Source organism: Shewanella inventionis (assembly GCF_014641855.1).
GTDB classification, from domain to species: domain Bacteria; phylum Pseudomonadota; class Gammaproteobacteria; order Enterobacterales; family Shewanellaceae; genus Shewanella; species Shewanella inventionis.
Window position 1 is genome coordinate 1 of the sequence record NZ_BMII01000010.1, and the last position, 14557, is coordinate 14557.

Annotated in this window: 15 protein-coding genes; 11 read left to right on the plus strand and 4 right to left on the minus strand. The window is 42.6% G+C overall.

The annotated features are described in order from the left end of the window. The coding region (locus IEW93_RS07085; RefSeq protein ID WP_373284890.1) for a transposase at window positions 1–218 on the plus strand (218 nt) is incomplete at its 5' end. Window positions 219–329: 111 nt separating this feature from the next. On the opposite strand, the gene IEW93_RS07090 is transcribed toward IEW93_RS07085, so the two are convergent. Beyond that, a complete protein-coding gene (locus tag IEW93_RS07090; protein ID WP_188738413.1) occupies window positions 330–974 on the minus strand; it encodes a cupin domain-containing protein in 645 nt (214 codons plus the stop codon). Window positions 975–1154: 180 nt separating this feature from the next. Next, window positions 1155–2063, minus strand: a complete 909-nt coding sequence (gene pbpG / locus IEW93_RS07095; protein ID WP_188738415.1) for a D-alanyl-D-alanine endopeptidase — start codon at window positions 2061–2063, stop codon at window positions 1155–1157. Between the two features lie 290 nt (window positions 2064–2353). Here pbpG and IEW93_RS07100 point away from each other — a divergent pair, with 290 nt between their 5' ends. From IEW93_RS07100 to IEW93_RS07125, 6 genes are all read left to right on the plus strand, one after another. Beyond that, window positions 2354–3694 carry a P-loop NTPase family protein gene (locus tag IEW93_RS07100; RefSeq protein ID WP_188738417.1) on the plus strand — a complete coding sequence of 447 codons (1341 nt, stop codon included), beginning with the start codon at window positions 2354–2356 and terminating at the stop codon, window positions 3692–3694. 11 nt (window positions 3695–3705) lie between these two features. After that, window positions 3706–4500, plus strand: coding sequence for a mechanosensitive ion channel family protein (locus IEW93_RS07105; RefSeq protein WP_188738420.1), 795 nt, complete (start codon window positions 3706–3708; stop codon window positions 4498–4500). 81 nt (window positions 4501–4581) lie between these two features. After that, window positions 4582–5241 carry a ribose-5-phosphate isomerase RpiA gene (gene rpiA, locus IEW93_RS07110; protein WP_188738421.1) on the plus strand — a complete coding sequence of 220 codons (660 nt, stop codon included), beginning with the start codon at window positions 4582–4584 and terminating at the stop codon, window positions 5239–5241. Window positions 5242–5518: 277 nt separating this feature from the next. Next, window positions 5519–6073, plus strand: coding sequence for an RNA polymerase sigma factor (locus IEW93_RS07115; RefSeq protein WP_188738613.1), 555 nt, complete (start codon window positions 5519–5521; stop codon window positions 6071–6073). Continuing rightward, window positions 6070–6666 (plus strand): hypothetical protein, encoded by a 597-nt coding sequence (locus tag IEW93_RS07120; RefSeq protein ID WP_188738423.1) that lies wholly within the window; start codon window positions 6070–6072, stop codon window positions 6664–6666. The genes IEW93_RS07115 and IEW93_RS07120 overlap by 4 nt, the downstream gene beginning before the upstream one ends. After that, complete coding sequence (locus IEW93_RS07125; RefSeq protein ID WP_188738425.1) at window positions 6663–7598, plus strand: DUF4097 family beta strand repeat-containing protein; 936 nt, start codon at window positions 6663–6665, stop codon at window positions 7596–7598. Before IEW93_RS07120 ends, IEW93_RS07125 begins: the two co-directional genes overlap by 4 nt. Before the next feature lie 164 nt (window positions 7599–7762). On the opposite strand, the gene rsuA is transcribed toward IEW93_RS07125, so the two are convergent. Next, the gene (gene rsuA / locus IEW93_RS07130) at window positions 7763–8455 is read right to left on the minus strand and encodes a 16S rRNA pseudouridine(516) synthase RsuA (protein ID WP_188738427.1); all 693 of its coding nucleotides are present in this window, start codon (window positions 8453–8455) and stop codon (window positions 7763–7765) included. Window positions 8456–8783: 328 nt separating this feature from the next. On the opposite strand from rsuA, the gene IEW93_RS07135 reads away from it, so the two are divergent. From IEW93_RS07135 to IEW93_RS07150, 4 genes are all read left to right on the plus strand, one after another. Then, entirely contained in the window at window positions 8784–10871 is a 2088-nt protein-coding gene (locus tag IEW93_RS07135) for a M13 family metallopeptidase (protein ID WP_188738429.1), read from the plus strand. 219 nt (window positions 10872–11090) lie between these two features. After that, window positions 11091–11867 (plus strand): nucleotidyltransferase family protein, encoded by a 777-nt coding sequence (locus IEW93_RS07140; RefSeq protein ID WP_188738431.1) that lies wholly within the window; start codon window positions 11091–11093, stop codon window positions 11865–11867. 124 nt (window positions 11868–11991) lie between these two features. Continuing rightward, entirely contained in the window at window positions 11992–12393 is a 402-nt protein-coding gene (locus tag IEW93_RS07145; RefSeq protein WP_188738433.1) for an SMI1/KNR4 family protein, read from the plus strand. A gap of 54 nt (window positions 12394–12447) precedes the next feature. Next, window positions 12448–12951 carry a DUF4447 family protein gene (locus IEW93_RS07150; protein WP_188738435.1) on the plus strand — a complete coding sequence of 168 codons (504 nt, stop codon included), beginning with the start codon at window positions 12448–12450 and terminating at the stop codon, window positions 12949–12951. Between the two features lie 81 nt (window positions 12952–13032). Here IEW93_RS07150 and IEW93_RS07155 read toward each other — a convergent pair whose 3' ends face one another. Continuing rightward, the gene (locus tag IEW93_RS07155; RefSeq protein ID WP_188738436.1) at window positions 13033–14514 is read right to left on the minus strand and encodes a hypothetical protein; all 1482 of its coding nucleotides are present in this window, start codon (window positions 14512–14514) and stop codon (window positions 13033–13035) included. Between the last annotated feature and the right edge of the window lie 43 nt (window positions 14515–14557).

Genomic DNA, 14557 nt, shown 5'->3' on the forward strand with positions numbered 1-14557 from the left:
ACTGGGTTTTGGATGCTTCAATGGGTGAAGACCATTGCCAGATTTATCAAAATCATGCAGCAGAGAATTGGTCATTATTACGCAAACTATCGTTAAATATGCTCCGCTCAGAATCATCTAAGGGAAGCATCCCGATGAAACAAAAACGAGCATGGATGAAACCTGAGTATTTAGAAGAAGTGTTAAGGGCAGGATTTACCAGTTTGCTTGAAATTTAATCACTCATGCGGTCGCCCTGTGTTAAGTACCCATTGATGCATTAATCGCATAAAAATAAATAACATTGAGCCGCGCCAAATAGGGCGTATTAACAATATTAACGCGTAAAATTACAAATGCCCGACTTTCACTAAAATCAGCGTGTCTTGTTCAACATACGGGTTATGCTGACTTAAATGCGGGCTGCGGATCCAGGTACCTGCAGGATAGCGGCCAAACTCATCAATAAACTCACCGCTGATGACGTAAATTTCTTCACCACCAAAATGACGATGCGGTTGAAAATGAGTTCCAGCAGGCCACATTACTAGTGCGGTCGACTCTGTACCATGCTGATGCAATGGCATTACCTTTAATTGACCATGCCCAGGCAGCCATTTGGCGCTATGAGTATCAATGTTCACTTGTTGCGAGTCAGTAGGTTGAAACTGATGCAACTTAACCAATAATGTACAACCGCCTACACTAAATGGCGCATGGACAACCCCCTCTGGATTACGTAAATACGTACCGACACCGTAATCGCCCGTTTCATCCGAAAACACCCCATCGAGCACTAAAATCTCTTCACCTAATGGGTGAGGATGAGAGTTAAACTTAGCGCCAGCCTCATATTTAACAATACTGGTCGCATGGCCTCGCTCGGCCTCTTCACGCGCAAGGCGTTTACGAAACACACCTGGTGCGGGGCTTTTTTGCCACTCAAGCTCATGAGTGTTTATCACCACTCGCTGACTAAAATCCATGTTTAACATGTTAACCTCCCACTCTTTCAATCGTTGCAGTGTAAGGCTTTCACTATCAATAAAAAAGTAGGTACTTTTCTGTAGTTTGCCGGCCTAATCATTGATATTGGCCATATCAGCAAGTTGACGGGATTGTTAATAAAAAAAAGCCCAGTCAGTAAAATGACTGGGCTTTTTTGCTAATCGTCGTTAAATTCTGTTTTGTTGCGCGGCTTGACGCTGTTTTTTGTACGCTTTTGCCGACTCAGGGATTGGCGTTGTTCGTCCTGTTTCTAGCCAATTTTTTAATCGGCTCGCATCTGCCATATGGGTGTACTTACCAAATGAGTCCAACACCACAAACGCCACTTTACGTTTATTCATTTCAGTTAGCATAACTAAACAGTGCCCAGCTTTGTTAGTAAAGCCTGTTTTGGTTAAGGCAATATTCCAATTGTTTTTAAACACCAGCTTATTGGTATTTTGAAAATCTAACGCATAGCGAGGCGACTCAAAAATCACATGCTTTTTTGGGGTAGAACTAAGCTTGCCTAACATGGGGTAAGTTTGGCTTTCTTTTAATAATATAATCAGGTCATTGGCACTTGATACGTTATCAGGAGATAAACCTGTTGGCTCGACATAATGGGTTTGTTTCATTCCAAGTGCTGCCGCTTTGTCATTCATTGCGCGCACAAATGCTTTAAATCCACCAGGATAATGATGAGCAAGCGAAGTCGCAGCACGGTTTTCAGACGACATTAACGTCAATAACAGCATTGTCTCTCGAGTCACTACACTGCCTAAACGCACTCGCGAATACACATTGCGCATTACAGGTGAGTCGGTGATCTTAACCGATATTTTTTCATTTAAGGGTAATTTGGCATCTAACGTCACCATTGCTGCCATTAATTTTGTAACCGAAGCAATTGGGACCGGTTGATGAGGATTACTGGCATATAACACTTCGTTGGTGGCTAAATCAACTAACATAGCGCTACTTGAGGCTAATTCTTGTTGTGGGCTACCTTGTACTGCTGTGGCTGCAAAAGATGCAGAACTGCTTAACGTAGTTGAACACAATAAAGCACAGGCTAAAAAGAAACGGAGCTTCATGACTCTCACTTGAAAAAAACAAACCTTATAATGCATTGAGTATACGATAAAGGCTTAGCTCAACAATAGATAAATAGTCATTATGAATGGGTTTTTAGTAATTTTTTTGCAAGTTATTAACACAGATCAAAGCAAAAGCATTAGCTATGGCTAATATTTATTCGTTTCAGCAACCACAGCTTGTTCGACAACGTTAATTGATACATGACTTAATTCCATTATCGCCACACATAACGCTTTTTGTTTACTTCATGTTAAGATTAAATCACGCGATAAAAAAGAGAGTGTAAATGGATATTAACTTACGTTTTTTAAATAAATTGAGCCAATGGTTCAATACACTTCGCGCCCCAAAAGCAAGCCTTAAAACTGAGTCAGATGACGCACAAAATGGGCTGATTTCACTGTTAACTATCGCCAATCAATATCAAGGGCAAGCAACCCCAAAAAACCTTGATAGCACAGTGTCATCCATGCCTGTGTTCACAGAGCAAGGCTTCATTGGCCGCAGTTCCCAAATAGCACAACTCACTGACGTGATTAATTTATGGCGTAATCATCACGGTGAAATAAGTGCCATTGTAGCGCCCTCAGGCGCAGGGTTGTCTACATTATTAGGTCAATTACCTAGCCTAGTGCAATCTAACAGTGTTGAGCCCGAAAACCCAGAATCAACAGCGAAACCCTTGCCTAAAAATGGGCTAATCATGAGCTTTTATCTTGCTCCACTAACGGCAAGCGACGCAATTGCAAATGTGTGTTATTGCTTTGGTATAAAGCCCCCCACAACACTAACAGACACCAGTATTACCGATATTATTTTCGCCATCAACCAGCTACCTGCACAGTTAATTGTTATCGATGATTTACACAAGCTGATGCTGAGGATGATGGGCAATGCGCAAGCATTAGTGACCTTTGCCACCATAGTAATGGAAACACGCAAACATCACTGTTGGATTTTGGGTTGTGAAAAATTTGCCTGGCAACGACTCAGTGCGCAATATCAAATAACCCAATTTATTAAGCACGTTATCACTGTCGACTATTTCAGCGCCAAAGAACTGGCCAGCATACAAACAAAACAGTTGGTCAACCTAGGGTTAATTAGCAAAGACGATACACAAGTCGCTCCCCCTGCAGAGCATCGTCTTGCTAAAACATCATCTAAAAACTCTCACACAGCACATGAAACAGATGAAGCCATGAATCCGTTTGATGATCAACTAAAGCAGTTGCACACCATCAGTCAGGGACATCCGACGCTCGCAATATTATTATTGCAATATTCGTTTCAACAACAAACCAATACTGAGTCGAGTAACGGCGACAGCAGTACACACTGTATTTGTAAAATCAATTCATCGGCATTGCAGTTGTGTCAAGACAATGACTTGTTTTCATTGGCTGAGATATACGTTCATGGCGGATTGCGGGTCGCACAACACGCGCATATTTTTGCCCAAACAATTGAACAAAGCAGTTTACAACTGGCTTACCTGGCACGTCAGGGCTTAATTATTGCTCAATATTCACAACAAGACTTTGCCCAGCACTTTTATTTTATTACACCTGCATTATCAAAAATTATCGCCAGTCACCTAGTCAATAACAATAAACTGTTTAATTAAACGAGGCCAACATGGACGACTCACGCGAAGCTCTACAAGCATTTCTAGCCATCATATCGTTTGACCGAATTGCCAGCATTATCTTGTTGTGTCTGTTTGCCTGGTTATTGTTAGTTGCTATCGAGTTTTTATTAAACCAATTAAGCAAAGCACTGCCTAAATACCGCTTAATTTGGAATAGAGCTTACCCATTTGTGCGTTTATTTGTGTGGTTGTCGGTAATTATTTACTCCATTGTTGGCATCATAAACCCTCACGAAAACCTTATTCTCGCCGTGGTTGGCTCTATTAGTATTGTGGTGGGATTAGCTACTCAAGAACCCGCTAAAAATATGATTGCGGGCTTTATTATTATGATTAATCCGCCTTATCGGGTGGGCGATATGGTAACTCTAGCAGGCCATTACGGCGAAGTAATAAAACTAGAATGGAGCGTCACATGGCTACGTACATTTGACGACAACACCATTATGGTTCCTAACGCTGAAGCGTTAAAAACAGCCGTGTCTAATGCAAATAGCGGTGCCCTAGATGAAATGGTCGTGGTTAAATTTACCCTGCCTATCCTTGTTGATCACAAAAAAGCCATTGCACTTGCAAGGGAGGCAACCCAATGCTCTCCTTATACTTTTTTAAATAAGCCCATCATAGTTAATTTAGGCAATGACTTCTCGTTTGGCCAATACCAACAAACCATTACCGTTAAGGCTTATGTAATGGATGTAAGGTTAGAAAAAAAATTCATCAGCGACATTAACATAAGGGTATTAAGCGCATACAAAAATGCACATTTTTATGATGCATAGCAAATGCCTAAACACTAATGTGCGCTATAATCGCGCCAATTCAATTAAGATTTCTGACTATCAAGCAACAGGAACCACATAATGACACAAGATGAAATGAAAAAAGCAGCAGGCTGGGCAGCGTTGCAATATGTCAAACCAGACACCATCGTCGGTGTTGGCACAGGCTCAACCGTAAATCACTTCATTGATGCGCTTGCCACGATGAAAGACGACATCGAAGGCGCAGTATCAAGCTCAGAAGCATCAACCAAAAAACTCAAAGAACTCGGCATTGAAGTGTTCGACCTAAACAGTGTTGACTCTATTGACGTATACGTAGACGGCGCAGATGAAATTAACGACCGCATGGACATGATTAAAGGCGGTGGAGCGGCATTAACTCGCGAAAAAATTGTTGCAGCCGTGGCTAAACAATTTATTTGTATTGTTGATAACACCAAACAGGTGCCTATTTTAGGCAACTTCCCTTTACCTGTTGAGGTTATCCCTATGGCTCGCTCTTATGTGGCACGCGAGTTAGTTAAGCTAGGTGGCGACCCAGTCTACCGCCAAGGCGTTATTACCGATAACGGTAACGTGATTTTAGATGTTTACAACATGCAAATTTTAGATCCAAAAGTGATGGAAACTAAAATTAACGCCATTGTTGGTGTAGTAACAAACGGCTTATTTGCAAACCGCGGCGCAGACGTATTACTCGTTGGCACACCAGATGGTGTAAATACCGTTACCTTGTAATTACCCCGCATACTTTCAAATAGCCTCTGCTATTACTTAAGAATGGTGAAAAATGGTGAAAAATGGCCTCGCAAATTTGCTAGGCCATTTTTTTAACTGCTATAAGCCTTAAATCACCATCTCTTCAAGGTTGTTCACGGTGTCAAAAAATTCTGGCATTCGCTATATATCCACACTGAAGAAAAAACTTTACCTCCATATAAACCTTTTACCGACTTGCACCTGTCAAATAACTACACAATCATAATCGACAGTTTGGAACATTAAGGATGCCGGTATCAATCAGCACAATTCACAGCCAATAAATCACCTTGCGCAGCTAGACGACAATCAACTTGTCGCCATTGCAACTACCGGGTGTCAGCAGGCCTTTGAACAACTGTATCGCCGGCACCACCAGCGAGTGTACGCCATTTGTTTTCGGCTCAGTGGCCAATCCAGTTTGGCTGACGATATGACCCAGGCATGTTTTATTCGCTTATGGAAAAAGTTGGCGCAATTTAACGGCGATAGCCAATTTACCACCTGGCTGCATCGATTATGTGTTCGCCAGGCGATTAATGATCTCAAGGCACAACAATCGTTATGGCGACGCTTTTTACCTGCAGAAGATGTCGCCCATCTAGACGTGCCCATCGTCGAGTTAACCGATCATCATTTGCTCGACAAATGTATCGCCAGATTACCGCAACGAACCCGCATTGTGTTTGTGTTATGTGCCATTGAAGGTTATCAACACAACGAAATAGCAGCACTATTGAACATTGCCGTCGGCACCAGTAAGGCGCAATATCACAATGCCAAACATTTACTACAGGAGATGCTTGCATGAGCGCTAAAAAGCATGACCTAGACCATTTAATTGGCACGTTACCACCTGAGATTGCGCCAACCACTGACTTATGGAATGGCATACAGCCACACTTAACGCCGCCACAAACGCATCATAACAGTGTCGTTCGCCCCTTATGGGCCATAGCTGCAACACTGGTAGTGTGTTCAATATTATGGTTAACGCAATGGCGCGACCATACAGAGCCAACTCAGGTGCAAACGGCAAATGTCAGCATGGCGACAACAGGCACCGCTGCATCAGTTGAAGTCGATAATCACTTAATAGACTTGATAAACCAAATTGCCCAAACTCATCAAAGTCAGTTAGATGGCTTTATAAGCAATCAATATACCGTGAGCTGGCAGTTATCAGCAGACCAAAATGAACATATTCAAACTGACATTGCCAAGGCGCTTGCAGAGCTAGAAAGTGCCTCAGTTCAAGTGCAAGCAGCCTTAATCCAACAGCCGACTAACCAACAACTTTGGCAATTATGGCGCTGGATAATGCAGCGTCAAATCACCTTATTACAACAAGGGCAAAAATTGCCTTTTACCCACACACGCCCATCACAAGGAAATACCCTATGAGCAGCATTAAATACGCATTGTTAGCGCCACTAATGGCCATAAGCGCTTTAACGATTGCAGCAGAGCCGGTCGACCAACAGCAAGATGTTTCAGCTAACCCCAACGTCAGTATCAAAGTACAACGTGGCAATGTGGCGTTTGTGAGTTGGGACAAAAACAGCATCCAAGTTAAAGGCGAACTTGATGAACTAAGCGAAGGCTTTATATTTGATGTAAAAGACAATTCAGTCGTGATTGAAGACAAGCTGCCGCGCAGTTATCAAGGCAATAATAAACCAGGCTCACAATTAACCATCTATTTGCCCGCACAGCTAAATTTAGACGCACAAGGCGTATCTGCCGACTTTACCCTGTCTAAACTCAGCGGCCAAATCGCCATCGCATTAGTCAGCGGTAATATCGAGGCCAAACAACTGAGTGGCAGCAACAAGTTGACCACGGTATCGGGCAACATTAATAGCGAACAATTAAGCGGAAAAATCAATCTAGAAACCGTATCAGGGGATATAAACGACAACAAAAGCCAGGGAGAGGCAGAATTTAGACTAGTCAGTGGCGAATTAGAGACTCACAGCGACTTTACACAAGTGAGCATTGATCAGGTTTCTGGCGATATCGAGGCGACGCTAAAGCAATTAAACCAGATTAATCTGGTCACCATCAGTGGCGATGCAAATCTCAACCTCGGCGCACAGCTCAGTAAAGGCAGTCTCGAAACCATTAGCGGCAACGTTACAATGGCTTTTAACGCAGCTCCCAATATTCATTTTATGATAGACGGCGGCCCAGGCGGCAAAATTGACAATCAATTAACAGACGACAAACCATTAAAACAAAAATACTCTTCAAGCCAAAGTTTACAATTTAAAAGCTTATCAGGAGACGGCCAGGTCAATATCAACACCATCAGCGGCCGCATTAGCGTGAAGTAATACCATTACATCCGTTGACTAATGCCATACAGTAAAATGCCCAGTGACATCGCTATCGCTGGGCATCGCTCTCGCAGGGCATAGTACATGACACTAATATCGCTGAGCAACGCTGTTACAGATTAAGATTAACCTTAACGAGAGTTCGCTTAACCAGGCTAGCATTACTTTACTGAACTCACTTCATCATCGGTTAAATAACGCCATTCTCCGGGCGCTAAATCAGCATCTAATTCAATACTGCCTACCGCTTCACGGTGCAGGTTAACCACTTTATTGCCAACGGCAGCAAACATGCGTTTTACTTGGTGATACTTACCCTCACTAATGGTTAAACGCACCTGAGTCGGCGTAATAATATCAAGCAATGCAGGCTTAGTGAGTCCTTCTTCATTACGCAGTTCAATGCCGTTCGCAAACACCGAAACTAAACTGTTATCGATAGGATCGGCAAGCTCCACTAAATACCGTTTACCACAGTCTTTCTTGGGCGAAGTAATTTTATGCGACCATTGGCCGTCACTGGTAATAAGCACCAACCCCGTGGTATCGGCATCAAGTCGCCCCGCAATATGTAATGTGTCGACTTTTTCAATGTCCATCAAACTTAATACCGATGGGTATTGCTCATCAATGGTTGAGCAAATGGTATCCACGGGTTTATTCATCATCACATAACGCTCACCCACAATGCTAATAGACTGCCCCTCTAAGCGCACATCCATATGTGGTGACACCTTAAAACCAGAATCTTTAACCACCTCGCCATCACAGGTTACATCACCACGATGCAGGGCTCTTTTGGCCAATGAACGGGTTAACTCGGTACTTTCACAGATAAATTTGTCTAAACGCACAATACACACTCACTTTTTGATAATGGCGCTATTATGCGGCCTATTAAGGTTAAATAGAAATCAATCCACGCTTTTTTTGCCCTATACGTAATTTTTAGTTACACATCCCCTTACCATATCAGGCAAAAACGACCAAAAGTGCCTTGTTTTATAGGCAAGTATGGCCGTAACATAGTCTTCACAAAAAATCGTCAGCGATATAGGTGACAAAATCACCACAAAAAATGGTAAGCACAAATCCCCATTTTAAAGCTAACGACATAATAAAAATACAATATGCTCACACGCCTGAACCCGAGGCGCCTAAATTTAAAGCAAAGGAAACACAATGAAAAAATTAGTAATTGGAGGTTTATGTGCCTCGTTAATTGCAGGCCTAAGTGCTTGTAGTGATGACAAAGCCGTAGTCGCCCCAGCAGCAGACGTGGCCAAAACAGCTGCAGCCGTTGCCGTTGAAAAAGCACTTACCTCAGGCATTACTTTTGACAACATCGACAAGTCAGTTCGCCCTCAAGACGACTTTTACATGTATGTAAACGGCGCATGGATGAAGAATGCTGAAATCCCAGGCGATCGCACTAACATTGGTGCATTTTATGACTTACGTGAACACGCTCGTGATGATGTTAAAGCTATTATCGAAGATTTAAGTGCAACCCCTGATTTAGCAGACGGCACTGATGAGCAAAAAGTGGCTGACTTATATCGCTCATTTATGGACGTTGAAACCTTAAATAAACTAGGTATTGCACCAATCCAGGCAGAGTTAGACAAAATTGCTGCATTAAAAGACAAAAACGAATTAACCGCATTTTTTGGTGAAAACCAAGCCAACGGCGGCGGCACTCCATTAGCATTCTATGTTGAAGTCGATGCCAAAAATTCTAGCCGTTATGCCACTCACATCTGGCAATATGGTTTAAGCCTGCCTGAAAAAGACTACTATTTTAACCAAGAAGAGCGCTTTGTTAGCATCCGTAAAGCCTACGTTGAACACATTGAAAAAATGTACAACCTAGCAGGTTTACCTAACGCTAAGGCTAATGCAGAAGCCATTCTTGCACTCGAAACCCAAATTGCTGAAAAACATTGGGACGTAGTTGAAACCCGCGACAGCACCAAAACCTATAACCTATACCAGGTTAAAGACTTGCCTACATTGGCACCAGAGATTAACTGGGATGGCTATTTAGCAGCTGTGGGTGGTGATAAGCAAACAGATATCATTATTAACCAACCAAGCTATGTTCAAGGGTTAAGCGAAGTGATCAAGAACAACAGTCTTGATAGCTGGAAAAACTACCTAACCTGGATGACCTTAACTCACAATGCGAGCAACATGTCTGAAGCATTAGACAATGAAAACTTTTCCTTTTTCTCTAAAACCTTAAATGGTCAAGCAGAACAAGAGCCGCGTTGGAAGCGTGGTGTGAGCACAGTAAGTGACACCCTAGGCGAAGTAGTAGGTAAAGTGTACGTCAAGCGTCACTTTGCTCCAGAAGCAAAAGTTCGCATGGAGCAGTTAGTTGAAAATCTTCGTAGCGCTTATGGTTCAAGCATTGACTCACTAGACTGGATGAGCGCTGACACCAAAGTAGCTGCAAAAGACAAATTAGCTAAGTTTAACCCAAAAATTGGTTACCCAAACAAATGGGATGACTACAGCAAACTCAGCATTAAAGCAGATGATTTAGTGGGTAACGCTAAACGTGCAGCTATATTTGAGCACAACAAAAACCTCGCTAAATTGGGTCAACCAATTGATAAAGACGAGTGGCACATGACGCCACAAACCGTAAACGCTTACTACAACCCAACCATGAACGAAATCGTGTTCCCTGCTGCGATTTTACAACCGCCATTCTTTAACCTAGAAGCGGATGACGCAGTAAACTACGGTGGTATTGGTGCGGTGATCGGTCACGAAATGGGCCACGGTTTTGACGACCAAGGTGCTAAGTTTGACGGCGAAGGCAACTTACGCGACTGGTGGACTGAGTCTGATTTAAAAGCATTTGAATCAAAAGGCAAAGCCCTAATTGAACAATACAACGGCTACCAAGTATTTGACGATCTACACGTTAACGGAAGCCTAACATTAGGTGAAAACATTGGTGACTTATCAGGCGTAACCATCGCTTATAAAGCTTACAAAATGTCACTTAACGGTAAAGAAGCACCAGTAATTGATGGCTTAACTGGCGACCAACGTTTCTTTATGGGCTTTACTCAAATTTGGCGAGTAAAAATGAAAGAAGAAGCCATGCGTAACCGCGTAGCGACTGATCCGCACTCACCAGGCCACTTCCGTGCACTTGGCGCATTGTCAAATATGCCTGAGTTCTATACCACTTACGACGTGAAAGAAGGCGACAAGATGTACATCGCTCCAGAAAACCGCGTTAAAATCTGGTAATCAACCATGTAAAAGCTGACCTAGGTCACACTTACACACAACAAGGGCATCGTTTGATGCCCTTTTTTTATAACAAAATAAATTAAACCACTGATATATATGTACATACACCCATAATCGCTAACCATATCCTCGGTATAATTAAACCTTGTTCATTTAGCCCCTATTCAGCCAAAAAACGGTAAAGTGGTTCCACAGACATTACGCTGGAGCTATTCAATGAATAAGTTATTTCGTACTTTTTTTATCTTCTTAATTTTACTGTCTACCCGCGGCGCAATTGCTCAACCCAATGAGATTAAATATAACAAGCTCGCCGAGCCCTCAGACTTCAGCCAAAAATCACACAATGACATTGAGCAATTAATTAACCTAAGCGAGCAAACCACCGGGCTTGCACAACAAGACACTCAAAACTTAGACAGCTTAATGGCACGGGCTCCAGCAGCCCAGCAAGAACTAATCGAACTGCTCACGCATATCAACCAAACCAGCTATACCTCTGCGATTATTCCTGCAACCAAAAGTTATGCTCGCGCAGCCCAAAAAGTGCAATTAAAGTTTAACGGCGATGCCAGCCTATTAACCGATATCGCACGTGCAAGTGTGATCGCCAATGATGTCAATAGCTTACTAACCAGTTACCAACAATTGCGCAAATCGACCGATGTCGTGCAGTTAAAAAACCGTTTTGCTGAGCCAAAAACCTCAGGGTATCGCGACTTAAACGTGCTGGTAAAACTCCCAAAAAGCCAAATGGTGGTTGAGGTACAGTTTCATTTAAATGATATCGCCGAGATTAAAAGTGGCCCAGAGCACCAGGTATATGAGCAAATTCAAGCCATTGAACTACAGGCCAAAACAGAGCAAAGAGCATTAAACGACATTGAGCATGCCAGTATTGCTAAATTGCGCCAAGATTCACATAAGCAATATCATAAAGCCTGGTTGTACTATAAACGCCAAAGCGCTGCTCCATCGACTCAAGCAGCTTAACCACCCCCATGGCTTACCGTTTCCACCCTTTAGCGCTCATTGAGCGCTTTTTTTTATCCGAAAAAACTCAGTGTCTTCCACATCTGCTATACTCGCGCAAAAGAGCTTCCTGCCGGACATAGACATGAACGAAATTATTGATCAATTGCAAGAATTAAGCGAAACCGTACCCGTTCCGCTTGAGCTGCCCACATTTGAACAAATTGTTGAAGTTGAAGAACAAATTCTTATTGGCCTACCCAATGATTTAAAAGAATACCTGCTATACGCCAGTGACGTAATTTACGGCACCCTAGAGCCCGTCACCGTTGCCGATCCATACTCACACACCTACCTACCAGAGGTCACCAGTTATGCCTGGTCAATTGGTATGCCGCGCGACCAAATCGCCATTTGTCAGGTTGGCGAAAGTTTTTATTGCATCAATGAAGAAGGTGAAGTGCAGTTTTGGGAAGATGGCGACTTTAGCGAAGAAGGCTGGGAGTCACTGTGGGATTGGATAGAAGATGTTTGGCTAGAACAATAACCAAACGGCCACCACGCCAAAAACATACACAATATAATGAATACGAGAATAAACATGTCTAAAAATACTGGCCTGAACGCCATTGAAATGCAATATTTACGCTTATCTTTGGGCCTAACCACTGAGCAAGTTGCTAGCATCACAAGTACCACTCACCAAGACGTATTAGCATGGGAAGCCGGTGAAACAGACACGCCAGTACCTGTGCAAAAAAAGCTACTCGACATAGATGACATCATCGAAATGCAAGTACTCAACACCACAGACGGCATTGAAGAGCTGTTCAAAAAAGAGCCTAAACGCCGTTTAGCCTTTGTGGTATACCCAACTCAAGCGGTTTACACCCAGTATAATCCTGAGTTTTTAAGCACACTGCCATTAACAGAGCTCTATAGCACAGCTGCATGGCGCATTAAAAAAGAGTGTAAATTAGTACTTGAGGTTGACGTAAGTTTAGTGGCACTTGATGCCGAAGCCTATAAAGCTTACCGCGCAGACAACGGCATGAGCGAGAGTCGTGAAAGCCGTGCAAAATGGGCTGCAACTCAATTAGTGTAACGTTTAGCTACGCCATAAAATAAAAAAGGAAACCATAGGTTTTCCTTTTTTATTGGCCGCTAAATATTGGATGTAATCCGCTTAATGTAATCCAAAGGTCTCACGTAAAATACCTGCTATTTCAATAGCATCTGCAGGTTCTCCCCAAGCATTACCATTAACCGAATTATTGCCTGCACTACCATCTACATTGACATCAAAAAACACAGGGATACAGCTAGGTTGTATATCAATACTGCCTAAATGTGCGCCCCAATCTTCTATATCCAATAGGATTATTGCAATCTGTTGCATCACACTTTGCGCACCTTGTTGATGCAATACAACAAACATATCTTGGCAAGGTTCACACCAAGGTGCTGATAAACAAATCAATGGTATTCTGCCTAACGCTAAAGCATTGTTAGCTTGTTCTGCCACGCTATTTTTCAACGATGTTTTACTTACCTCAAGAGGAATAATCATCACGCCAGATTGAGCAGTATCTTGTTTTAAAATTGGGTAATCTGTCGGAAATTCACTAATTAATCCCTTCTCAGTCGCCATCGCTTTGGCTTCATCAAGCGACTTTTTCACCGCTGCGGCATAATCATCGGCTATGTGCCGAATAGCTTGTCCATTCAACGATAGTCGCTTAAATAACCCGAGCGTATTGTCGACATCTTCATCAGCTACGACAAAACCGAAATAGGTATCGCCATTTTCAATCAAAATAAATGATCGCCCAAATTGGCTCAGCCATAAATCAAATCCAGACAAGGCATGCAAACAGGCAGAGTCGGCCAGCAAATCATTTTTACCGCGCTCATCATCAATGAACTCGCCTAAATCTAACGTTTTTGCAATAGCCTTGGCTTGCCATAACACTTCATTATGATCGCGCACATCTACTTGTAACCATACCCACTGCTTTTGGCCATTTAACTGCGCATCTAATGATGACAACACATCATGAAAAGCATCCTCAACGCCATGCTCAACTAACTTAGGCTGAATTTTGGCCCAAAGCTGCTGACGTAACATTAACGGTAGTGGTGCAACAATCAGTTCGAATAAACACTTGCTGTCATCAATAAGCTGAGAGTTACCCCTGCCGATAACTTGATCGCGATAACGCTGCCAAGCAGTAAACGAGGTAGATAAGTAATCGTATAGCATGACTTTATTTTCAAGTACGCAACGCGGTGAATGATAATCACTAGGAAGGTGTTCAACGTCTGCTTGAGACAGCACAAAGATAATTGGGTGTTCATCTTCATTATTTGATGTTTTAACATCACCTTGTACATCAATCAGCACTAATTGCCATTGTTGTTGTAGCTCAAATAAGTAATCGGTTAACCCTTTAGTCAGCTGAAAAACAGTAACATCAATACTCGACACGTTTTCGTCGGCCGCGATGCTAAATAAAGCACGGCCGCCGTCTTCATGCTGATAGTCAAAACGCCTTGCTTCAACGATATTAATATTTTCATGCGCCGACAGCGTACTGGCTAACTCGTCACCATTGCGATAATCAACTTGATGATGTTTAAAGGCAAATAGATACAAACTAAAACGCATTGCACGACTCCTCCATGATTAAGCTCAAGACCATGTTCTACAA